The 21,625-nt window shown below is 73.4% G+C and carries 20 protein-coding genes; 6 read left to right on the forward strand and 14 right to left on the reverse strand.

Annotated elements, in window-relative coordinates; translation table 11 throughout:
• Nucleotides 1-501, reverse strand: a complete 501-nt coding sequence (gene dut, locus RM609_RS14130; protein ID WP_311611079.1) for a dUTP diphosphatase — start codon at nucleotides 499-501, stop codon at nucleotides 1-3.
• A gap of 5 nt (nucleotides 502-506) precedes the next feature.
• The gene (locus tag RM609_RS14135; protein WP_311610912.1) at nucleotides 507-1,091 is read right to left on the reverse strand and encodes a PaaI family thioesterase; all 585 of its coding nucleotides are present in this window, start codon (nucleotides 1,089-1,091) and stop codon (nucleotides 507-509) included.
• Nucleotides 1,092-1,150: 59 nt separating this feature from the next.
• On the opposite strand from RM609_RS14135, the gene RM609_RS14140 reads away from it, so the two are divergent.
• Entirely contained in the window at nucleotides 1,151-1,594 is a 444-nt protein-coding gene (locus RM609_RS14140; RefSeq protein WP_311610913.1) for a DUF3093 domain-containing protein, read from the forward strand.
• Nucleotides 1,595-1,709: 115 nt separating this feature from the next.
• Here the strand turns inward: RM609_RS14140 and RM609_RS14145 are convergent, their stop codons facing one another.
• From RM609_RS14145 to RM609_RS14170, 6 genes are all read right to left on the reverse strand, one after another.
• Nucleotides 1,710-2,534 (reverse strand): hypothetical protein, encoded by an 825-nt coding sequence (locus RM609_RS14145; RefSeq protein WP_311610915.1) that lies wholly within the window; start codon nucleotides 2,532-2,534, stop codon nucleotides 1,710-1,712.
• Nucleotides 2,535-2,547: 13 nt separating this feature from the next.
• Nucleotides 2,548-2,844, reverse strand: a complete 297-nt coding sequence (locus RM609_RS14150; protein ID WP_229355835.1) for a DUF4193 domain-containing protein — start codon at nucleotides 2,842-2,844, stop codon at nucleotides 2,548-2,550.
• Nucleotides 2,845-3,300: 456 nt separating this feature from the next.
• Nucleotides 3,301-4,599, reverse strand: a complete 1,299-nt coding sequence (locus RM609_RS14155; protein ID WP_311610918.1) for a sensor histidine kinase — start codon at nucleotides 4,597-4,599, stop codon at nucleotides 3,301-3,303.
• A 6-nt stretch (nucleotides 4,600-4,605) separates the two neighbouring features.
• Nucleotides 4,606-5,259: a response regulator transcription factor gene (locus tag RM609_RS14160; protein WP_311610920.1), complete on the reverse strand. Its 654-nt coding sequence runs from the start codon at nucleotides 5,257-5,259 to the stop codon at nucleotides 4,606-4,608.
• A 565-nt stretch (nucleotides 5,260-5,824) separates the two neighbouring features.
• Nucleotides 5,825-6,658: an inositol monophosphatase family protein gene (locus tag RM609_RS14165; protein ID WP_311610921.1), complete on the reverse strand. Its 834-nt coding sequence runs from the start codon at nucleotides 6,656-6,658 to the stop codon at nucleotides 5,825-5,827.
• Nucleotides 6,659-6,671: 13 nt separating this feature from the next.
• A complete protein-coding gene (locus tag RM609_RS14170; protein ID WP_311610922.1) occupies nucleotides 6,672-7,802 on the reverse strand; it encodes a ferrochelatase in 1,131 nt (376 codons plus the stop codon).
• A gap of 142 nt (nucleotides 7,803-7,944) precedes the next feature.
• Between RM609_RS14170 and RM609_RS14175 the strand changes: the two genes are divergently transcribed.
• Complete coding sequence (locus RM609_RS14175; RefSeq protein WP_311610923.1) at nucleotides 7,945-9,207, forward strand: MFS transporter; 1,263 nt, start codon at nucleotides 7,945-7,947, stop codon at nucleotides 9,205-9,207.
• Nucleotides 9,149-10,504 carry a D-arabinono-1,4-lactone oxidase gene (locus RM609_RS14180; protein ID WP_311610925.1) on the forward strand — a complete coding sequence of 452 codons (1,356 nt, stop codon included), beginning with the start codon at nucleotides 9,149-9,151 and terminating at the stop codon, nucleotides 10,502-10,504. Before RM609_RS14175 ends, RM609_RS14180 begins: the two co-directional genes overlap by 59 nt.
• A 90-nt stretch (nucleotides 10,505-10,594) precedes the next feature.
• On the opposite strand, the gene RM609_RS14185 is transcribed toward RM609_RS14180, so the two are convergent.
• Complete coding sequence (locus RM609_RS14185) at nucleotides 10,595-11,680, reverse strand: hypothetical protein (protein ID WP_311610927.1); 1,086 nt, start codon at nucleotides 11,678-11,680, stop codon at nucleotides 10,595-10,597.
• Between the two features lie 369 nt (nucleotides 11,681-12,049).
• Between RM609_RS14185 and sepH the strand changes: the two genes are divergently transcribed.
• Nucleotides 12,050-13,162, forward strand: coding sequence for a septation protein SepH (gene sepH, locus RM609_RS14190; protein WP_311610929.1), 1,113 nt, complete (start codon nucleotides 12,050-12,052; stop codon nucleotides 13,160-13,162).
• Nucleotides 13,163-13,276: 114 nt separating this feature from the next.
• Here sepH and RM609_RS14195 read toward each other — a convergent pair whose 3' ends face one another.
• Nucleotides 13,277-14,122, reverse strand: coding sequence for a sulfurtransferase (locus RM609_RS14195; protein ID WP_311610931.1), 846 nt, complete (start codon nucleotides 14,120-14,122; stop codon nucleotides 13,277-13,279).
• Nucleotides 14,123-14,331: 209 nt separating this feature from the next.
• On the opposite strand from RM609_RS14195, the gene RM609_RS14200 reads away from it, so the two are divergent.
• Entirely contained in the window at nucleotides 14,332-15,126 is a 795-nt protein-coding gene (locus tag RM609_RS14200; protein ID WP_311610932.1) for a VOC family protein, read from the forward strand.
• A gap of 13 nt (nucleotides 15,127-15,139) precedes the next feature.
• Here RM609_RS14200 and RM609_RS14205 read toward each other — a convergent pair whose 3' ends face one another.
• The 4 genes from RM609_RS14205 to RM609_RS14220 form a co-directional block, all read right to left on the reverse strand.
• A complete protein-coding gene (locus tag RM609_RS14205) occupies nucleotides 15,140-15,805 on the reverse strand; it encodes a thymidine kinase (RefSeq protein WP_311610933.1) in 666 nt (221 codons plus the stop codon).
• Nucleotides 15,806-15,899: 94 nt separating this feature from the next.
• Nucleotides 15,900-17,108: an alkaline phosphatase family protein gene (locus RM609_RS14210; protein ID WP_311610934.1), complete on the reverse strand. Its 1,209-nt coding sequence runs from the start codon at nucleotides 17,106-17,108 to the stop codon at nucleotides 15,900-15,902.
• A complete protein-coding gene (locus RM609_RS14215) occupies nucleotides 17,108-17,704 on the reverse strand; it encodes a DUF5998 family protein (protein WP_311610937.1) in 597 nt (198 codons plus the stop codon). The genes RM609_RS14210 and RM609_RS14215 overlap by 1 nt, the downstream gene beginning before the upstream one ends.
• An 80-nt stretch (nucleotides 17,705-17,784) precedes the next feature.
• Nucleotides 17,785-20,985 carry a GNAT family N-acetyltransferase gene (locus RM609_RS14220; RefSeq protein WP_311610939.1) on the reverse strand — a complete coding sequence of 1,067 codons (3,201 nt, stop codon included), beginning with the start codon at nucleotides 20,983-20,985 and terminating at the stop codon, nucleotides 17,785-17,787.
• A gap of 153 nt (nucleotides 20,986-21,138) precedes the next feature.
• Here RM609_RS14220 and RM609_RS14225 point away from each other — a divergent pair, with 153 nt between their 5' ends.
• Nucleotides 21,139-21,420 (forward strand): HPr family phosphocarrier protein, encoded by a 282-nt coding sequence (locus RM609_RS14225; RefSeq protein ID WP_311610940.1) that lies wholly within the window; start codon nucleotides 21,139-21,141, stop codon nucleotides 21,418-21,420.
• Nucleotides 21,421-21,625 lie beyond the last annotated feature (205 nt).

A 21,625-nucleotide genomic window follows, 5' to 3' on the forward strand; every position in this document is an offset into this window, starting at 1 on the left:
TCACTGTCCTTCCCGGTCGCAGGCGACCGAAGCGAATCCATTCCCCACGGCAGCGTGGCCACCGGTGGACCCGAAGCCCCCTTCGGCCCGCGCCGAGCCGGGAAGCTCCGCCACCTCGTGGAAGCGGACCTTCTCGACCTGCTGGACAACCAATTGGGCGACGCGGTCGAACCTCTCGAACCGGACGCTCTCGCGCGGGTCCAGATTGACCACAATCACCTTGATCTCTCCACGGTACCCGGCATCGATGGTGCCCGGGGCATTGACCATGGACACCCCGCAGCGGGCCGCCAGGCCCGACCGGGGGTGGACGAACGCCGCGTAGCCGTCGGGCAGCGCGATGGAGACGCCGGTGGGCAGCACCGCGCGCTCGCCGGGGGCGAGCTCGGCGGCCTCGGTGGTGACCAGGTCGCAGCCCGCGTCACCGGGGTGCCCGTACGAGGGAATGGGCACCTCGGGGTCGACCCGGCGGATCAGGACGTCCAGCTGCGGACGGGGCACGACGCTCACGGGTTCACCTCAAAGGCTCGGGCGACCTTCACCTGGTCGGGATCGGCGAGGGCGGCCTGGATCTCCTGCTTGCGGCCGTTCTCGATGAAGTGGTCGACCTTGACCTCGATGAACACCGCGTCCGCCTGCACCGCGACCGGGCCCTCCGGGCCGCCGACGCGGCCGGTGGCCGTGCAGTAGATCTTGCGGCCGTGCACCGCGACGACCTCGGCCGTCAGGTGCAGCACGGTGCCGACCGGCACGGGACGCGTGAAGTCCGTCTCCAGCCGTCCGGTGACCGCGATGGTGCGCAGCAGCCAGCCCAGCGAGCCCAGGGTCTCGTCCAGGGCCGTGGCCAGCACACCGCCGTGGGCCAGGCCGGGGGCGCCCTGGTGGGCCTCCCTGACCCGGAACTCGGCGGTGACGCTGACTCCCTCACCGGCGCGCGTCTCCAGGTGCAGCCCGTGCGGCTGACCGCCGCCACAGCCGAAGCAGTGTTCGTAGTGCGACCCGATGATCTCTCCGGGCGCGGGGGCTTCGGGGTGCCGCACCGGAGGCCGTGCGTCGGCCGGCGGTGTCAGCGCTGTCGTTCGTCCACTCACAGGGGCTGACCTTACCCGCGTGAACGGGGCCCGGTCCCGTCCGTGCCAAGCTTGTGCGTATGCAGCCTTACGAAGAACGCCTGACCGCGCCCCGCTCCTGGTGGGTCATCGCGGTCATGGCCGGCGTCGCCATGGCGCTGATCCTGCTGCCGCTGGGCACCCTGCCGATGCTGGGCGGGCTGATCGGCGGCTCGGCGCTGGCCGCGATGGCGGTCAGCTCGTACGGCTCCGCGCGGATCCGGGTCGTCGGCGACGCCCTGGTGGCGGGGGACGCGAAGATCCCCGTCGCGGCGCTGGGGGTGCCGGAGGTGCTGGACGCCGAGGAGGCCCGCGCCTGGCGCACCCACAAGGCGGACACCCGCGCCTTCATGCTGCTGCGCGGCTATGTGCCCACGGCGGTGCGGATCGAGGTCACCGATCCGGTGGACCCCACTCCGTATCTCTATCTCTCCACGCGTTTCCCCGAGCGACTGGCCGCCGCCGTCGAGGCCGTACGGGCTTGAGGGCGTACGGGCTTGAGGGCGGGCCCGCGCGGCTCCCTTGGCTCTCCCGGGCCCGGCGGTCACCCACAAGGGCCACAAGGGCCCCTGAGAGGCCCTTGTGGGCCGGTCCCATGGCTCAGGCCAGCCCCAGACCCTCGTCCGGCGGCTCCGGGGGCGTGCCCGCGAGCTCGTCCCAGGGGACCTGCTGGGTGCGCAGGTCCGCGCGGACCTTCTCGGCGAGCCGCTTGGTGTCCCGGCGGTTCATCACCGCGCCGACGGTCGCGCCGATCATGAAGGGCGTGAGGTTGGGGAGATTGCGGAAGGTGCGCTTCAGCACTCGCTGACGCAGCTCGCGACGGAGCTGGCCGCCGAGCGCGGCATTGACGGTCAAGGGGGACGTGACGTCGATGCCACGCTCGTCGGCCCAGGCCCCGAGATAGGCCACAGCCCGCTGGCGCCCGTTGCCGGGGGCCCGGACGCCGTACACCTCGTGCAGCTCGGCGATGAGCTTGTATTCCACGGCGGCGACCGCGATGACCTCGGCCGCCAGCTCGGCGGGCATGGCGGGCGGTACGGGCAGCATGGCCGCCGCCCCGATGCCCGCGCCCACGGTGGAGGTGCCGTAGACGGCACCGGCCACCAGTTTGTCCGCGAGCTCCTCCGGCCCGAGGCCGGGGAACTGTGTACGAAGGGTCGCGAGATCACGCACCGGGATGCGTGGAGCGTTCGCGATGATCCGGTCCGCTACGGCGGTGAGCCCGGCCCGGCCGAGCCGGCCGCCCTTGCGCAGCCGCGCGGCGGCCTCCTGGCCGACGACAACCGCGAGCGAGGCCGTACGGCCTCGCTCGGTGGTCGGGTCGGCACCGGTCTCGACCGTGCCGCCGGGGGCGTTCTCGACGGGCCCGGAGGTCAGCCCGGGCCGCTGGGAACGCCGCTTCCGGAACGGGTTCGAGCCTGCCATGGCAGACCCTCGCCTACTCGCAGTCGCGGCAGATCGGCTGGCCGTTCTTCTCCCCGGCGAGCTGGCTGCGGTGGTGCACGAGGAAACAGCTCATGCAGGTGAACTCATCGGCCTGCTTGGGCAGGACCCGAACGGCCAGCTCCTCATTGGAAAGATCGGCGCCGGGCAGCTCCATGCCCTCGGCGGCCTCGAAGTCGTCGACGTCGACGGACGACGAGGACTTGTCGTTCCGCCGGGACTTCAGTTCTTCAAGGCTGTCACTGTCGACGTCGTCGTCGGTCTTGCGTGGGGTGTCGTAGTCCGTTGCCATGTCGCTCTCCCCCTCTGGGTGTCTGCGGTATCTCCAGCGCACGTAACGCGTGAGAGGCCGGACTTGTGCCCGACCCGAGGCGGAGATTTTGCCTCACATCAAGGTCTGTTACTCAATCGACACCCAACCGCACACCTGAAGAGGTGATCGGGACGGGTGTCGATGGGGACCGTACACGGTCGAAATGCCGTGTGCGGCCACGCCATTCCGTGTACTTCCCGTGATCAGGACCCCTGGAAACCCCCATTTTTCAGGCGCTCCCTTGGGATCCATGGTCACGGAGAGTAGATGGCCGGAAGTCTGCGTATGTGACCGATCACACACAGCCGCGGTGCCGGGCGGACCGGATGAATTCCGCCCAAAGCGAACCCACGAGGGACCTATTGTCGCAGACTCCCCCTCGCCCGGGCACGCCCGGGCCGGGATCGGGCCGGGACCTGACCGGCCCGGGGCCGGTCAGGTGGGCAGGACGACGCGCATGACCAGACCACCACCCTCACGAGGCTCCGCGGTGATCCGCCCGCCGTGCGCCCGGGCCACCGAGCGCACGATGGACAGCCCCAGGCCGACGCCCTTGTCGCTGCCGGTACGCTCCGTGCGCAGCCGCCGGAAGGGCTCGAAGATGTTGTCCACCTCGTAGGCCGGGACGACCGGGCCGGTGTTCTCCACGATCAGCACGGCCTGGCCCGGCAGGGCCTGGGTGGTGACCTCCACCCAGCCGTCGGGGGTGTTGTAGCGCACCGCGTTCTGCACGAGGTTCAGCGCGATCCGCTCCAGCAGCACGCCGTTGCCCTGGACGACCGCGGGCTGCCGGGTGCCGCGCAGCTCCACGCCCTTGGTCTGGGCCTCCCCACGGGCCTGGTCGAGGGCCTGGGAGGCCACCTCGGCGAGGTCCACGGGCTTGCGGTCCACGATCTCGTTGTCGCTGCGGGCGAGCAGCAGCAGGCCCTCCACGAGCTGCTCGCTGCGCTCGTTCGTGGCCAGCAGCGTCTTGCCTAGCTGATGGAGCTCCGGGGAGGCCCCGGGGTCGGAGAGGCTGACTTCCAGCAGGGTGCGGTTGATCGCCAGCGGGGTACGCAGCTCGTGCGAGGCGTTGGCGACGAACCGCTGCTGGGCGGTGAAGGCCCGCTCCAGCCGGTCCAGCATCTCGTCGAAGGTGTCCGACAGCTCCTTGAGCTCGTCGTCCGGGCCGCCCAGCTCGATCCGCCGGGTCAGGTCCGACCCGGCCACCCGGCGGGCGGTGCGGGTGATCTTGCCCAGCGGGGAGAGGACCCGGCCGGCCATGGCGTAGCCGAAGGCGAAGGCGATCACGGCGAGGCCGAGCAGGGCGAGGAGGGAGCGGCGCAGCAGGGAGCCGAGGGCCGCCGCCCGCTGGTCGCGCATGCAGGCTTCGAGGATGTTGTTGGCCTGGTCGGCGTTGAGGCCCGGGCTCTTCAGCTCGGGGCAGGTGTTGCCGGTCACCTGGACCTGGCTGCCGTTGACCAGTCTGATCAGGGGCTCACTGCCGACGCTCAGGGCGTCGGCGGCCAGCAGATAGATGATCGTCAGCAGCAGGACGCCGGCCATCAGGAACATCCCGCCGTAGAGCAGGGTGAGGCGTATCCGGATGGTCGGGCGCAGCCAGGGGAACGGCCGGACGACAGGCTGGCGCGGGTCCCAGGTGGGCTTGGGGGGCGGAGCGGCGGCCGGGTCCGGCCCGCCCGCCGGAGGGGCGGGGGGAGGCGGAGGCGTGGGGGCGGCGGGGGTCCGGGACATCGCGCGTCAGATCCGGTATCCGGAACCGGGCACGGTGACGATCACCGGGGGTTCGCCGAGCTTGCGGCGCAGCGTCATCACGGTGACCCGGACCACGTTGGTGAACGGGTCGGTGTTCTCGTCCCAGGCCTTCTCCAGCAGCTGCTCGGCCGAGACCACGGCTCCCTCGCTGCGCATGAGCACCTCCAGCACCGCGAACTCCTTGGGCGCCAGCTGTACCTCGCGGCCGTCGCGGAAGACCTCGCGGCGGTTGGGGTCGAGCTTGATGCCCGCGCGCTCCAGGACGGGCGGCAGCGCCACGGTCGTACGGCGCCCGAGGGCGCGCACGCGGGCGGTGAGCTCGCTGAACGCGAAGGGCTTGGGAAGGTAGTCGTCGGCGCCGAGCTCCAGGCCGGCCACCCGGTCGCTGACGTCGCCGGAGGCGGTCAGCATCAGGACCCGGGTGGGGATGCCGAGCTCGACGACCTTGCGGCAGACGTCGTCGCCATGGACGAGCGGCAGGTCACGGTCGAGGACGATGACGTCGTAGTCGTTGACGGCGATGCGCTCCAGGGCGGCCGCTCCGTCGTACACGACGTCGACGGCCATGGCCTCCCGGCGCAGTCCGGTGGCGACGGCGTCTGCGAGCAGTTGCTCGTCCTCGACGACGAGTACGCGCACGGCGCTGTTCCTTCCTCTTGGCCCGTGTGGGCAGGCGTGTTGTCCCTGATGGGTCCCTCCATCCTGCCTCGGATGTCGGTAAACCGGCTGTAAGGGGTGCCCGGCGGTCTGCCTGGGAAGGATTCCGGATTCTTCGGCGGTCAAAGGTTTCCGCCCGGACCGGGGTGGGGAAGACGTCTGCACACCCGCGATCACGCTTCTCCGTACGCCTACGCGTATGCGGGTACACCACGCAGTGATCGTTTTCGCCGTGGCACACCCCCGTGCCGCCAACCCACGACGAGGGGGCGCAGCACCATGGACGCGTTCACCGCTGGCATTCTGCAGCGCATAGAGATGACCCGGTCCGACCTCGACCACGCCCGTCGTACGGGCGACGACTACCTCGCCGACGTCGAACAGTCGGAGCTCGACGAGCTTCACCGCCTGGCGGCGGAGCACGGCGTACAAGTCTGATCCGCACAGCGCGGAGCGCCCCCGGCACGGATGCCCGTGCCGGGGGCGCCTGCGTGAGGGGGCTTCGCCGTACGTCCCCGGAAGCCGCCCGCAGGGCCGGTCGGCAGGGCTAGTCGTGCCAGGCTCCCAGTTCCTCCAGCCGTGCCTGGAGCGGCTCGAAGAGGCCCGGGGCGGCCGCGATCGTCAGCTCGCCCGTGGCGGGGGCCCCGGGGCGGCCGCCCGTCAGGGCGCCGGACTCGCGGGCGATGAGGGCGCCCGCCGCGTAGTCCCAGGGGTTGAGCCCGCGCTCGTAGTAGCCGTCGAGCCGGCCGCAGGCCACGTCGCACAGGTCGATCGCCGCCGCTCCGGCGCGCCGGATGTCCCGCACCTCCGGCAGGATCGCGCGCACCACCTCCGCCTGGGCGGCGCGCCGGGCCGTCAGATAGCCGAAGCCCGTGCCGATGAGGGCCTGTGCGAAGGCGGGCGCGGGCCGGCAGCGCAGCCGCCGCTGCCCCTCGAAGGCACCCCGCCCGCGCACGGCGCGGTACGTCTCGCCGCGCATCGGGGCCGCGACGACGCCCACGACAGCCTCGCCGTCGATCTCGGCGGCTATCGACACGGCCCACGACGGCAGCCCGTAGAGATAGTTGACCGTGCCGTCGAGGGGGTCGATCACCCAGCGCACCCCGCTGGTGCCCTCGGTGCTGGCGCCCTCCTCCCCCAGCAGTCCGTCGTGCGGGCGGCGCTCCGCGATGAAGCCGGTGATCAGCTTCTCGGCGGCGATGTCCATCTCGGTGACGACGTCGATGGGGCTGGTCTTGGTGGCGGCCACGCCGAGATCGGCGGGCCGGCCGTCGCGCAGCAGCGCGCCGGCCCGGTCGGCGGCCTCCAGGGCCACCGCCAGGAGTTCGTCCTTGAGAGCGTCGGGGGCGTCGAGGGCATCGGGGGCGTCGTTCACGGTCACGGTCAGCGGCTCCTTACGCGTACGGGCTGTCGGCGCCGGCGGCGGCCGGGCGCGGGGCCCGCGCCGGGCAGCAGCCGACGGGGCAGAGGTCGTGGGAGGGCCCGAGCGAGCCCAGCGCGCAGCGCTCGGGCCGCTCGCCCCGCTCGGTCGCCGCGCGCTCCAGCACCAGCTCGCGGACGGCGGCGGCGAAGCGCGGGTCGGCGCCGACGGTGGCGGCCCGGGCCACGGGCAGGCCCAGCTCGGCGGCCTTGGCGGTGGCCTCGGTGTCGAGGTCGTACTTGACCTCCATGTGGTCCGAGACGAAGCCGATGGGCACCATGACGACGGCCGGCGCGCCCTCGGCGCTCACCGCCTCCAGGTGGTCGCAGATGTCGGGCTCGAGCCAGGGGATGTGCGGGGCGCCGCTGCGGGACTGGTAGACGAGGCGCCAGGGGCGGTCCTCGACGCCGGTTTCCTTACGCACCGCCTCCGCGACGAGCCGGGCCACGTCGAGGTGCTCGGCGACATAGGCGCCGCCGTCGCCGTGGCCCTCGGCCGGGCCGGAGGTGTCGGCGGCGGCCGTGGGGATGGAGTGCGTGGTGAAGGCCAGATGGGCGCCGGCCCGGACGTCCTCGGGCAGCCGGTCGAGCGCGGCCAGCGTGGCCTCGGCCATGGGCGTGACGAAGCCGGGGTGGTTGAAGTAGTGCCGCAGCTTGTCGACGCGCGGCAGGGGCAGGCCCTCGGCCTCCAGCGTGGCCAGCGCGTCGGCGAGGTTCTCCCGGTACTGCCGGCAGCCGGAGTAGGAGGCGTAGGCGCTGGTGGTCAGGGCGAGCACCCGGCGGTGGCCGTCGGCCACCATCTGACGCAACGTGTCGGTCAGGTACGGCGCCCAGTTGCGGTTGCCCCAGTAGACCGGGAGGTCGACACCGCGCGCCGCGAAGTCCTCGCGCAGGGCGCTCAGCAGCGCCCGGTTCTGGTCGTTGATCGGGCTGACGCCGCCGAAGAGGAAGTAGTGCTGCCCGACCTCTTTGAGCCGCTCGCGGGGGATGCCCCGGCCGCGGGTGACGTTCTCCAGGAACGGGACGACGTCGTCCGGCCCCTCGGGCCCGCCGAAGGAGAGCAACAGCAGGGCGTCATAGGGGGCGTGGGATGGCTGATCCGACATGCCTCCGATCCTGCCACCCGCCACTGACAGCCGGGAAATGGCGGTGCGTCGCACGAACATACGGACGTAAGCTGTATCGGCCACCTACGTCCCTTACGGCACCCTCGACCCGTCCCCAGTGCCGACCTTTCCGGGAGCGTCCTTGTCCAGTCCCTACCGCGCGATATTCGCCGCACCCGGCACCAAGGGCTTCGCCGCGGCGGGCCTCGTCGGCAGGCTGCCCCTGTCGATGCTCGGCATCGGCGTCGTCACGATGATCTCCCAGCTGACCGGCCGGTACGGGCTGGCGGGCGCCGTCTCGGCGACCCTGGCGCTCTCCGCCGCCGTCCTGGGACCGCAGGTCTCCCGGCTGGTCGACCGGCACGGGCAGCGGCGCGTACTCCGCCCGGCGACGGCCGTCGCGCTGGCGGCCGTCGCCGGGCTGCTGGTGAGCGCGCAGCAGCGCTGGCCCGAGTGGACGCTCTTCGTCTTCGCGGCGGGCGCGGGCTGTGTGCCGAGCGTGGGGTCGATGGTGCGGGCCCGCTGGGCGGCGCTGTTCCACGGTTCACCGCGCGATCTGCACACGGCGTACTCGGCCGAGTCCGTCATCGACGAGGTCGTGTTCATCATCGGGCCGATCCTGTCGATCGGCCTGTCCACGAGCTGGTTCCCCGAGGCGGGTCCGCTGCTGGCGGCCTGCTTCCTGGCGATCGGCGTCGTGTGGCTGACCGCGCAGCGGGCCACCGAGCCGGAGCCGCACCCCCGGACGGACCAGTCGGCGGGCTCCGCGCTGGGCTCGCGGGGGCTTCAGGTGCTGGTGGCGGTCTTCGCGGCCACCGGCGCCCTGTTCGGCTCCATCGATGTCGTCACCGTGGCCTTCGCCGAGGACCAGGGCCACAAGGCCGCCTCCAGCCTGGTGCTCGCTGTGTACGCGCTGGGCTCCGGGATCGCCGGCGCGGTCTTCGGCCTGCTCCATCTGCGGGGTGACGCCGCCCGCCGCTGGGTTCTGGGTGTGTGTGCGATGGCCGTGAGTATGATCCCCCTCCAACTGGTCGGGAACCTGCCGTTCCTGGCCGTGGCGCTCTTTGTCGCGGGCCTGGCCATCGCGCCGACGATGGTGACCACGATGGCCCTCGTCGAGCAGCACGTACCGCGCGCGAAGCTGACCGAGGGCATGACCTGGACGAGCACCGGACTGGCGGTCGGCGTGGCGCTCGGCTCGTCGGCCGCCGGCTGGGTGGTGGACGCGGCCGGGGCCCGGGCGGGGTACGCGGTGTCCGGCGCGGCGGGACTGCTCGCGGCCGTCGGCGCGTTCCTCGGGTACCGCCGGCTGCGGCCGGCGCCGGAGCGGGTGGGGGTGCGCGCCCATGGGGGCGACGGCAAGGACGAACAGCACCTGGCGGAACAGCGCCACCAGGAGGCATGACGACGACGTATGGCGCAACTGGGCGGGGAACGTCACCGCCCGGCCCGCGCGCACGGTGACCCCGCGGACCACGGAGGAGCTGGCCGCCGCGGTCGTCCGGGCCGCCACCGACGGCCTGAAGGTGAAGGCGGTCGGCAGCGGCCACTCCTTCACCGCCGCGGCCGCCACCGACGGTCTGCTGATACGCCCGGAGGGCCTGGACGGCATCCGTTCGATCGACCGGGACGCCGGGACCGTGACGGTCGGCGCGGGCATGACGCTCCGTCGGCTCAACGAGGAGCTCTCCGCCCGGGGCCTGTCCCTGACGAACATGGGCGACATCATGGAGCAGACGGTCTCCGGGGCCGTCAGCACCGGCACCCATGGCACCGGCCGCGACTCGGGCGCGATCGCCGCCCAGATCGCGGGGCTGGAGCTGGTGACCGCCGACGGTTCGGTACTGACCTGCTCGGCGGGCGAGAACCCGGAGGTGTTCGCCGCGGCGCGGGTGGGCCTCGGCGCGCTGGGCGTGATCACCGCGATCACCTTCCGGGTCGAACCGGAGTTCCTGCTCACCGCGCGCGAGGAGCCGATGTCCTTCGGCGCGGTCACATCCGGCTTCGACACGCTCGTCGCGGAGAACGAGCACTTCGAGTTCTACTGGTTCCCGCACACCGACCGCTGTACCACCAAGCGGAACAACCGCGTCGAGGGCCCGGCCGCCCCGCCCGGCCGGGCCGCCGCCTGGGTGCAGGACGAACTGCTGTCGAACGGCCTCTTCGGCGCCGTCTGCGCGCTGGGCCGGGCCGTCCCCGGGACGGTCCCCGGAATCGCCCGGCTCTCCGCCCGGGCTCTGTCCCCCCGTACGTACACCGACATCCCTTACAAGGTCTTCACCAGCCCCCGCCGGGTGCGCTTCCTGGAGATGGAGTACGCACTGCCGCGCGAGGCGGCAATGGCAGCCCTGCGGGAGCTGCGGGCGATGATCGAGCGCCGGCGGCTGCGGGTGAGCTTCCCCGTGGAGGTGCGGACGGCCCCGGCGGACGACATCCCGCTGTCCACCGCTTCGGGCAGGGATACGGCCTATATCGCCGTACACATGTACAGGGGCACCCCGCACCAGGCGTATTTCACGGCCGTCGAGCAGATCATGACGGCCCATGGGGGGCGGCCGCACTGGGGGAAGCTGCACAACCGCGACGCCGCGTATCTGGCGGACGTCTATCCGCGCTTCGCGGAGTTCACGGCGGTGCGGGACCGGCTGGATCCGGACCGCGTCTTCGGCAACGCCTATCTGCGGCGGGTCCTGGGCGGGTGACGGCACGGGCGCCGGGCGCGGCCTCCCTCGGGGGAGGTCCGCCGCCCGGCGCCCGTGATGTTCCCGCGCGTCTCGCCCTACGAGGCCGACCTACGAGGCCGTGCCCGTACCGGTGCCCGTGCCCGTACCGGCCGCGGCGTTCTGGCCGGGCTGCGGCGACGGCGACTGGCCGCCCGTGCCGCCGGAGCCCTGGCCGCCGGTGCCGCCGCCCTTGCCGTCCGTCCCGCCCTTGCCCGCGTCCGGCGACGAGCTGCCGTCCGGCGTCGGGGTCGGCTTCGGCGTGGAGCTACCGCCGGAGGACGGGGTCGGCCCCGGGTCGGGCGTCTGCTTGCCCGTACCGCTGCCGCCGCCCTGCTGCGACACGCCCGGCGAGGGGGTCGGGCCGTTCTCGCCGGCGTCCGCCTCGTTCCCGTCGTGCGAGCGGCCGGGGTCCGGGGTCTGCGGCGGGTCCGGGTCCTGCTTCTTCTCGCTCTTGCCCGGCTGGAAGATCCGGCTGACGGTCGTCTCGCCCTTGTCCCCGTCCGCGCTGAAACCGGAGACGACCTCCACCGCCGTCACCGTGCCCATGGCCAGGGCGAAGACCGCAGCGGCCCCCAGCAGCGGGCGCTTCCAGCCGCGCAGCCGGGTGCCGTGGGTCGTGCCGTGCGAGAACGTGTCGGAGTAGCCGTGGATGTACGCGTCGTCCTGCGCGCCGGTGTACGCACCGGCGTACGCCTCGGATTGCGCCGGGTTCGCACCGGGATGTGACACCTGGTGCAGCAGTTGCGTACGGTCCTCGGTCCCCGGCGACGCGCCCGTCGCGTCGACCTGTCCGAGCAGCTGGGTGCGCTCCGGATCGGCGACGGGGAGCACGGTCGTCGCGGCGTCGGCCGAGCGCGCCCGGTCCACGGCGCGGGACGCGTCGCGCACCGGCACCTGACGGAGCCGGGGCTCCGACGGGCCCGCCGCATCGCGTATCTGCTCACCCGTACGTTTGAACAGGTGCTGGAAGACTGTGCCACCCGTCGTGGCCACCACACTGACGACACCGGCACCGAGTACCGTGCCGTATACACCGAGTTTGCCCGCGAGCAGGGCCGCCACGACTGCCGCCAGAGCACTACCGGACACCTGTGCGACGCTCAGTTCCAGGCGCTTGCCCTTGGCTTTTGCCTCACTTTCGGCTTTGTCGTCCATCTCCAGCCTCTGTTGTTCCTTTCAGTACCTCTTATAGCCAGAAGAGACATTCGAGCCTAACGAACAGTTCCGAATCGGGCGATTATGTGAACCTCGCCACCCATGGGAACCAAGCCCGGCCGAGCCCGCCCCAAGGGGCGCATTCCAACTCCCTTGCCGCAGGTGAACTTCGCTGGCGCGCCGATCCACGCCCGCTGGCCCGAATGGAGTACTGTGGCGAGCCCTGGCCCCAATATCCCGTTCGGCTGCCCGGAATCCACCGGATCCGGCGGGAGGGGCCCGGGCGGCTCTCGCCCCGTCAACTCGGCAATGTTGTGGCAGGCTGCTACCCGGGCAGGCCACACTCGACTAGCGGAAGCAGCGACGCAGGTGACGTCGGCAGGCACCACCCGGGAGGTCCCCATGCCCGAACTGCGTGTCGTGGCAGTCTCCAACGACGGCACACGGCTGGTTCTCAAGTCTGCGGACAGCACGGAGTACACCCTTCCCATCGACGAGCGGCTCCGCGCCGCCGTGCGCAACGACCGCGCACGCCTCGGCCAGATCGAGATCGAGGTGGAGAGCCACCTCCGGCCCCGCGACATCCAGGCCCGCATCCGGGCCGGCGCCTCGGCGGAGGAGGTCGCCCAGCTGGCGGGCATCCCCGTGGAGCGCGTACGGCGCTTCGAGGGCCCCGTGCTCGCCGAGCGCGCCTTCATGGCGGAGCGGGCCCGCAAGACGGCCGTACGCCGCCCCGGCGAGAACAGCGGTCCGCCGCTCGGCGAGACCGTCGCGGAGCGCATGATGCTGCGTGGCGCCGAGAAGGACACCGCCCAGTGGGACTCCTGGCGCCGCGACGACGGCACCTGGGAAGTCCTGCTGGTCTACCGCGCCGCCGGGGAGCCGCGCGCGGCCAGCTGGACCTACGACCCGCCGCGCCGGATCGTTCAGGCGCTGGACGACGAGGCCCGGGCGCTCATCGGCGAGACCGACGACACGCCCGAGCCGACCTTCCCGTTCGTGCCACGTATCGCCCGGCTGCCGCGCGACCGGCCGCTGGACCGTTCCCTCGACCGGGACCGGCAGTCCGCCGACGGCGCGGACACGGAGGCGCCCTCCGGCGAGGCGCCGGCCGAGGACGCGCCCAAGGAGCGCGACCGCGACTCGCTGACCAGCCTCCTGGAGGCCGTGCCCAGCTTCCGGGGCGACATGGTCGTACCCGAGCCGCCCTCCACACCCCCGGCCGTCGGCGCGATCCCCTCGCCCCCGTCCGAGGCCCCGGCGGAGGAGCCGGAGATCGTCGAGCCCCCGGCCCCGGCCGCCAGCGCCGGGTCCGCCTACGCGGACGTCCTCATGCCGCGATCGGTGGCGGGACACCGCGAACGCCTGACCGGCACGACGGACCGCCAGGCCGAGGCGGACGGCGTCCGCCCCGGGCGACGGGCGGCGGTGCCGAGCTGGGACGAGATCGTTTTCGGGACGCGGCGGAAGAAGCAGGACTGATCCGGCCGACAGGCCGGTTCGGCACCGCCGGGCACCTCGCGGTGGGCTAAGCGCCGTCGCGGCGAGGCACCACCGGATACGCGTCCGGCGGTGCCGGATCCGCCCCGGCGGTGGTCAGCCCGCTTCCGCCCCCGTCGCCACCGGCCGCGCCGGGTCGGACGACCACTCGCTCCACGACCCGACGTACAGCGCCGCCGGCACACCCGCCACCGCCAGTGCCAGGATCTCGTGTGCCGCGGAGACGCCCGAGCCGCAGTAGACGCCCACCTCCGCCGCGCCGGGCGCACCCGTCGCCCCCAGCGCCGCGAAGCGGGCCGCGAGCTCGGGGGCCGGGCGGAAGAGGCCGTCCTCGGCGACGTTCTCGGTCGTGGGGGCGGAGACCGCGCCGGGGATGTGCCCGGCGACCCGGTCCAGCGGCTCCACCTCACCGCGGTAGCGCTCCCCCGCCCGCGCGTCCAGCAACACCCCGCGCCGCGCCAGCGCGGCCGCGCCGTCCGCGTCGAGCACCGGCAGCGCGCCCGGCTCGGGCACGAAGTCGCCGTCGGCCGACGCCGGTACCTCCGTCGTCAGTTCTCCCCCGGCCGCGTTCCACGCGGCGAGCCCGCCGTCCAGGACGCGTACGGACGGATGCCCGGCCCAGCGCAGCATCCACCACGCCCGGGCCGCGGCCCAGCCCAGACCGTCGTCGTAGACGACGACCGGGCGGTCGGAGCGCACCCCGGCCCGGCGCATCGCCGCCCCGAACTCCGCGGTGTCCGGCAGCGGGTGACGGCCCTTCTTCCCCGGCTCGCCGGCGAGTTCGGCGTCCATGTCGACATAGACGGCGCCCGGGAGGTGCCCGGCCTCGTACTGGGGACGGCCGGGCGCGCCTCCAGGCCGGTAGCGGACGTCCAGGAGCGTAGGCGGCCGCTCGCCGGCCGACTCGCTCGCCCATTCCTTCGCGGTGATGATGGCGTTCATGAACCCATCCTGGCGTAGTCCCCGTTGCTCCGAACGGTCCCCTGGCCAGAAGGCGCTTTGCTGATCGATACTGGACGGCGCTGCCGAGGACACGGAAGCGGAACGCGAATTCGGGCATGCTCAGCGGGAACCCTTACGCCCGGCGCGGCCGGGGCGCGTGTCCCGGCGGGGACGCGCGGCCACCACGATGGTCCGAGGAGATACTGACGATGACCGAGGTATGGGGCTCCTCCGAGCACGGCGAGGGCACCCGGCGGCAGACACCGGGCACTCCTTGCTGGACCAGTCTCCTGGTGCAGGACCTGGAGGCGACCAAGGAGTTCTACAGCGGGCTGTTCGGGTGGTCCTACTACAGCCCGGGGCCCGGCCGCCCGGGCCCGTACGTACGGGCCACGGTCGACGGCCACGATGTCGCCGGGATCGGGGGCCTGCCGCCCGATCGTCAACTCGCCAACGCGTGGACCACCTATCTGGCGAGCGACGACGCGGACGCCTCCGCGGAGTGGATCCACTGCTCCGGTGGAACGGTCGGCGTGGGCCCGCTGGCCGCCGAGGACGCGGGGCGGGTGGTGCTCGCCACGGACCCGGCGGGGGCGCCGTTCGGCGTCCGGCAGGGGCGGGGGATGGTGGATCCCGGGACGACGGGCGCGCCGGGCACCCCGGTCTGGCACGAACTGGTGACCCATGACGCCGCCGCGGTGCTGAAGTTCTACCGCGCGCTGTTCGGGTACGAGACGAAGTCGTCCGGCGCCGTGGGCGCCGACACGTTCACGCTTCACCTGGACGGCCGTCCGGTGGCCGCGATCCGGGGTGCGGGGCCGTCGCTGCGGCATCCGCACTGGATGACGTATTTCGAAGTGGCGGACGTGGACACGGCCGCCGAGCGGGTCGTCGAGCTGGGCGGCCGGGTCGTGGAGGGCCCGGCGGAGATGGCGGCCGGGCACGCTGCGACGGTCGAGGACCCGGAGGGCGCGGTCTTCACCCTGCTGCGGACGGCGCGCTAGCGGGCCGTCCGGTTCAGCGCGCGTTCTCGGTCTCGGGATCCACCGGCAGCACGTCCGGCGACAGGGCAGCCGCACGCGCGGCGGCCGCCGTGAGCCGGCGGCGGTGGTGGCGCCGGCACAGCACCTCGTAACCGACCACGGTCTCCGGCTGGTTGACGTCGCCGACGACGACCTGCGCGCCCTCGACGACCATCTCCCCGCCGACCGTACGGGCGTTGTGGGTGGCCCGTGCCCCGCACCAGCACAGCGCCTCGACCTGGAGGACCTCGACGCGGTCGGCGAGTTCGATCAGGCGCTGGGAGCCGGGGAAGAGCTTGGTGCGGAAGTCGGTGGTGATACCGAAGGCGAAGACGTCCAGTTCGAGGTCGTCGACGATCCGGGCCAGCTGGTCGATCTGCTCCGGGGCGAGGAACTGGGCCTCGTCGCAGATGGCGTAGTCCGCGCGGCCGCCCGCCGAGAGGTGCGCGACCAGGTGCGCGTAGAAGTCGAACCCCTCCCCCGCCTCGACGGAGTCGGTGACCAGGCCGAGCCGGGAGGACAGCTTGCCCTCGCCCGCGCGGTCGTTGCGGGTGAAGATCAGCCCCTCGAGGCCGCGGGCCGACCGGTTGTGCTCGATCTGCAGAGCGAGGGTGCTCTTTCCGCAGTCCATCGTTCCGGAGAAGAACACCAGCTCGGGCATGGGAAGGCCGATGCCTTTCGTTTGATCGTGGGGGGAGGTCAGGGGGGAACGGGCTCCGCTCGCGAGCGGGCTTCGTTCAGGAAGCGGGCTTCGCTCAGGAGCGGACTTCGAGGAGCGGCACGAGCTGCTCGACGGGCGTCATGGAACCGTGGAGGCCGACCATCTTCGACTCGTTGGGCTCGGTCTCCGTGGCGACAATCGCGACGTCGTCGCGGGCGGCGGCGACGACGTCGCCGATCCGCGCGTACACCCGGTCGTCGACGCCCTCGCCGGGCGGGCCGAACCAGCCCGCCTCGATGGCCTCGTCCCGGCCGGCGACCCACATCTGCTCGCCGAGCACCTCGCGCCACACGGTCAGGACGTCGGCGGCCGCGCCGGGCACCGCGTAGACATGGCGGGCCCGTGCCTCGCCGCCCAGCAGGGCGACCCCGGCGCGCAGCTCCCAGTCCTCGTCGAAGTCGATGCGCGACTCCGGGTCGAACGGGATGTCGATCATGCCGTGGTCGGCGGTGACGTAGAGGGCCGAGCGCGGCGGCAGCTGCTCGGCGAGTCGCCGGGCGAGCAGGTCCACGTACATCAGCTGGCCGCGCCACTCCTCGGAGTCGACGCCGAAGCGGTGGCCCTTGCCGTCGACCTCGCTGTAGTACGTGTAGACGAGCGAGCGGTCCGCGGCGCCGAGGCGCTGGGCGGCGAAGTCCATCCGTTCCTCGCCGGAGAGCCGGCCGTGGAAGGTGCCGCCGCTCAGCGCGACCTTGGTCAGCGGCGTGTGCTCGAAGTCCGGCGCGGAGACCTGGCAGGTGGCGATCCCGGCCGCGTCCGCGAGCTGGAAGACGGTGGGGTACGGCTGCCAGGCGTGGGGGTCGGTCCAGGGGCGCCAGCGCAGCTGGTTCATCAGCTGCCCGGTGGCCGGGTCGGCGACGGTGTAGCCGGCCAGACCGTGGGCGCCGGGCGGCAGGCCCGTACCGACCGAGGCGAGGGAGGTCGCGGTGGTGGAGGGGAAGCCGGCGGTCATGGGCGCGCCGGTGCCGTTCATGGACGTGCCCAGCAGCGAGTGGAGGAACGGGGCCTCGTCGGGGTGGGCGCGCAGCAGCTCCCAGCCCAGGCCGTCGATCAGGAAGACGCAGACCCGGTCGGCGGGCGCCAGCTCCATCCCGGAAGTGAGGCCGGGCACGCCCAGGCCCGCCGCGACCGAGGGCAGCAGGTCGGCGAGGGAGCCGGTGCCGTAGCGGGGCAGCGGTGCGGAGCGGGGGTCGAGCGGGGCCGGCTCGGGCCAGGCCGCGCCGGCGACGGTGGAATACGACATCAGCGGGCGGTCGCCGCGGTGGCCGCCGTGGCCTCGGAGAGCGCCTGGGCGAAGGCGAGGGTCTGACGGACGGTGTCCGGGCCGTCACCCGCCTCGCTGACCCGCAGGCTGAGGTCGTCGGCGGTGGAGGAGCCGGTGTAGCCGTGGTCGGCGTCGCAGTTCGGGTCGCCGCAGGCGGCGGGCTCGAGATCGATGCGGGAGACCGCGCCCCAGCCGATGGTCAGGACGACCTCGCGGGGCAGGGTGCCCGGGGTGTAGGCCTCGGGGTTGGCGACGACGCGGCTGAGCACCACCGAGGAGATCCGGTCGAGCTTCACGGACTCGGTGGAGGTGGTGGCGTAGGGCGACGGGGAGGTGCCGTCGGCGGCCTGCTCGTCGGTGTGGCTGACGATGAATCGGGTGCCGGTGAGGACGAGCACCGTGACATGGCGGCGCACCTCGTTCGAGTCGAACGTCGTCTCCTGGTGGACCAGGTACGACACGACCGGCTCACCGCCCACGGCGGCTTCCACCGCCTCGGCCACGAGGGCCGGGTAGTAGCCGCTGCGCTCGATAGCCGCGCGCAGCCCCTGGGTCGTCGTACCGGTCTTCGCCATACGCCCATCCTACGGGGCGTACGGGGTCCGGCTGCCGCCGATCCCCGGCCAGGGACTCGGTACGGGGACTCGGTACAGGGTCAGTACAGGGGCAGACTCCGCGGCCCGAGGTCGGAGCGGGCCGGGGGCGGGGCCAGCCGGATGGTCGCGCCGAGGACGTGCACCCCATGCTGGGCGACGATCACCGGCTCCAGGTCGGCGCCCACGACCTCCGGGTGGTCGTCGACGAGGCGCGAGACCCGCAGCAGCAGCTCCTCCAGGGCCGCGGTGTCCACGGGGGCGGAGCCGCGCCAGCCGAAGAGCAGCGGCGCGGTGCGCACGGAACGGATGAGCTCGGCGACGTCCCGGTCGGTGGCCGGGACGAGGCGGTGGGCGATGTCCCCGAGCAGCAGGGACGGCGCGCCGGCCAGCCCGAAGGAGAGCACCGCGCCGGCGGTGGGGTGGATGGCGGCGCGGACGACGGTGTCGACGCCACGGGGCGCCATGGACTGCACGACGAGGCTCAGCTCCTCGGGCTTGCCGAGCAGCTCGGTCAACTCCGTGTACGCGCGGCGCAATTCCGCCTCGCCGCCGAGGTCGAGGCGGACCCCGCCGAGGTCGGCGCGGTGGCGGAGGTGGGGTGCGGTGGGCTTGAGGGCCACGGGGAAGCCGAGCCGCCGGGCGGCGTCCACGGCGCTGTCGGGGTCGGGCGCGGGCAGGGCGGGCAGCACGGCGATGCCGTAGCGGGCGAGGAGGCGCTGGGTGTCGGGGGCGGAGAGCGTCACGGCGCGCGGGGCGACGGCGCCGTGGGCCCGGAGCAGGACGTCGATGTCGGCGGCGGCGCCCTCTTCGTCGATGTCGTCGTACTCGGGTACCCGCCCGGGCACGGCGACATCCCGCCGCCACCGCGCATAACGCACAGCCTCGGCCAGCGCCCGCACGGCCCGCTCGGCGGCGGGGTAGGCGGGTATCCGCACGGAGCCGCCTGCGGGTACGCCTGCGGCTGGGCCGGGGGCGGATGCGGTGCCGATCGCGGCAGCGGCTTGCGGCTCGCCACCGGTGGTGGCGGGGGCGCCGGGAACGCCGCCCGTGGCGGGTGAGCCTGCCGGGGCGCGGCGGTCCGGACGCGTGCCGGGGGCGGCGCCCGCGCTCGGGGCGCCGGTGGGGGCGACCGACCCCGGGGCGGCCGGGCCAGTGTGTGGGGCGCCGCTGCCGACAGCGGGCGACGGGCCTGCCTCGACGGCAGGCCTCACCGGGGCGCGGTCCGGAGGCCCACCAGGGGCAGGGCCCGCAGCAGCGGCGGCTTCCGCCGCGACGGCTCCCCCGGCAGCGGTGTCCCTCGATGCGGCCCCCCGGCCGACGGCCCCGCCGTCCACAACAGGCGGCCGGCGCCCAGCCGTGGAGGCGGGGCTCCCCGGCAGCGGGCCCGCAGGGCCCTCGGCCGAGGGCGGCTCGTCCGCGGCGCGGGCCGGGCCCGGTGCCGCCAGGGCTTCGGCCAGGCCCGGGATCTCCAGGTGGACCACCGCCACCGGCTTCGCGGTGGGGGACGTCGCGACGGCCTCGCGCAGGGCGGTGGCGAGGTCGGCGGCGGAGGTGTCGCCGACCCAGGGGATGGCGGTGACGACCACGGCGTCGCAGGCCCGGTCGGCCAGCGCGGCCGAGAGCGCGGCGCGGAAGTCCGCCGGGGTGGCGGACGTGGTCAGGTCGCGGGGCAGTAGGGGCCGCAGCCCGTCCGTGAGGCAGGCGTCGTACGTGAGGAGAGCGAGGGATTCGGAGTTGCCGCAGATCGCGACGCGGGGGCCCTCGGGGAGCGGCTGGGAGGCGAGGAGCAGCCCGGCGTCGGCCAGCTCGGTGACCGTGTCGACGCGGATGACGCCGGCCTGGCGCAGCAGGTCGGAGACCGTGGCGTCGGGGATGCGGGTGGAGGGCACGGCGTGGCCGGTGGGGGCGGCGGCGCCGTGCCGGGCGCCCTTGACGACGACGAGCGGCTTACGGGCGGCCGTGCGCCGGGCGAGGCGGGCGAACTTCCGCGGGTTGCCGATGGATTCCAGGTACATCAGGACGACGTCGGTGTCGGGGTCGTCGTGCCAGTGCTGGAGGAAGTCGTTGCCGGAGACGTCGGCGCGGTTGCCCGCGGAGACGAAGGTGGAGATGCCCACGAGGCCGGCCGCCCGCCGGTGGAGGCCGGAGAGCAGGGCGATGCCGATGGCGCCGGACTGGCTGAACAGCCCGACCCGTCCGGCGGCGGGCAGCTCGGGGGCGAGGGAGGCGTTGAGCCTGACGGCGTCGGCGGTGTTGATCAGGCCGAAGGAGTTGGGGCCGATGACGCGCATGCCGTACGAGCGGGCCTGGCGGACCAGCTCGCGCTGGCGGGCGCGGCCCCTCCCCCCGCTCTCGGCGTATCCGGCGGTGAGCACGACGAGGCCCTGGACGCCGTGCTCGCCGCAGTCGGCGACGACGGCGGGGACCTGCTCGGCGGGGACGGCGACGACCGCGAGGTCCACCGGCTCGGGGATGCCGAGGACGGAGCGATGGGCGGGGACGCCCTCGGGCTCCAGGCGCGAAGGCTCTTCGGGGAAGGCGAGGTTGACCGCGTACGTCCGACCGGTGAAGCCGCCGGCGACGATGTTGCGCAGGACGGTGCGGCCCATGCCGCCGGGCTCGCGGCCGGCGCCGACGACGGCGACGGAGCGGGGGGTGAGCAGGCGCTGCACGGAGCGGGCCTCGGCGCGCTGTTCGCGGGCGCGCTGCACGGCGAGGGAGGCGTCGGTGGGCTCCAGGTCGAGGCCGAGGCGGACGACGCCGTCCTCGAAGCTGCGCTTCTGTGTGTAGCCCGCGTCCGTGAAGACCTTGATCATCTTCGTGTTGGTGGGGAGCACCTCGGCGGCGAAGCGCCGGATCGAGCGCTCGCGCGCGACGGCCGCGACGTGCTCGAGCAGGGCGGAGGCGACACCGCGGCCCTGGTGGGCGTCCTGGACGAGGAAGGCGACCTCGGCCTCGTCGGCCGGGGCGATGCGGTCGTAGCGCACCGTGGCGATGAACTCGTCGCCCACGATCGCGGCGAGGCCCACCCGGTCGACGTAGTCGTGGTGGGTGAAGCGGTGGACGTCCCGGTCGGAGAGACGGGGGTAGGGGGCGAAGAAGCGGTAGTACTTGGACTGGTCCGACACTTGCTCGTAAAAGCTGACCAGCCGCCCCGCGTCGTCGGGCGTGATGGGGCGGATGTGGGCGATGCCGCCGTCGCGCAGCACGACGTCGGCTTCCCAGTGGGTCGGGTACGCGTGCTCGGACGGCGTCTGCATGGGCCCAGCGTAAGGCCGGGTACCGACAGTGGTCCGGTGCCGCCCGGCCCACGGGGCGCGACCGGAGGTCCCCGGTGGGGCGCGCGCGCTGGGCACCGCGCGCCCCGTGCCACAATGGTCTAGACAACCAATATCGACTTGAAGGGCAACACCATGGTTGAGCGCCGCGTAAACGTCGGCTGGGCCGAGGGCCTGCACGCCCGGCCCGCGTCGATCTTCGTCCGTGCGGCGACCGCCGCCGGCGTCCCCATGACGATCGCCAAGGCGGACGGCAACCCCGTCAACGCCGCCTCCATGCTCGCCGTGCTGGGCCTGGGCGCCCAGGGTGGCGAGGAGATCGTCCTCGCCAGTGAGGCGGAGGGGTCCGAGGCCGCGCTCGACCGTCTGGCCAAGCTCGTCGCCGAGGGGCTCGAGGAGCTCCCGGAGACCGTCTGATCCACCGGCCCGCCCCTCCCCGGGCGGGACCGCGCGGCGGGGCCGCGGCAGCCGACCGAGGCCGCCGCGGCCCCGTCGTCGTATCCAGGGCCCGTATCCAGGGGCGTATCCCGCGGCCGTGCCCAAGGGCCGCATCACGGCCGCGCCCACGGGCTTTTCACACGCCGTGCGCGCCGCTCTCCACAGACGCGCACGGCGGTGCTCC

Source organism: Streptomyces hesseae (assembly GCF_031845785.1).
GTDB classification, from domain to species: Bacteria; Actinomycetota; Actinomycetes; order Streptomycetales; family Streptomycetaceae; genus Streptomyces; species Streptomyces hesseae.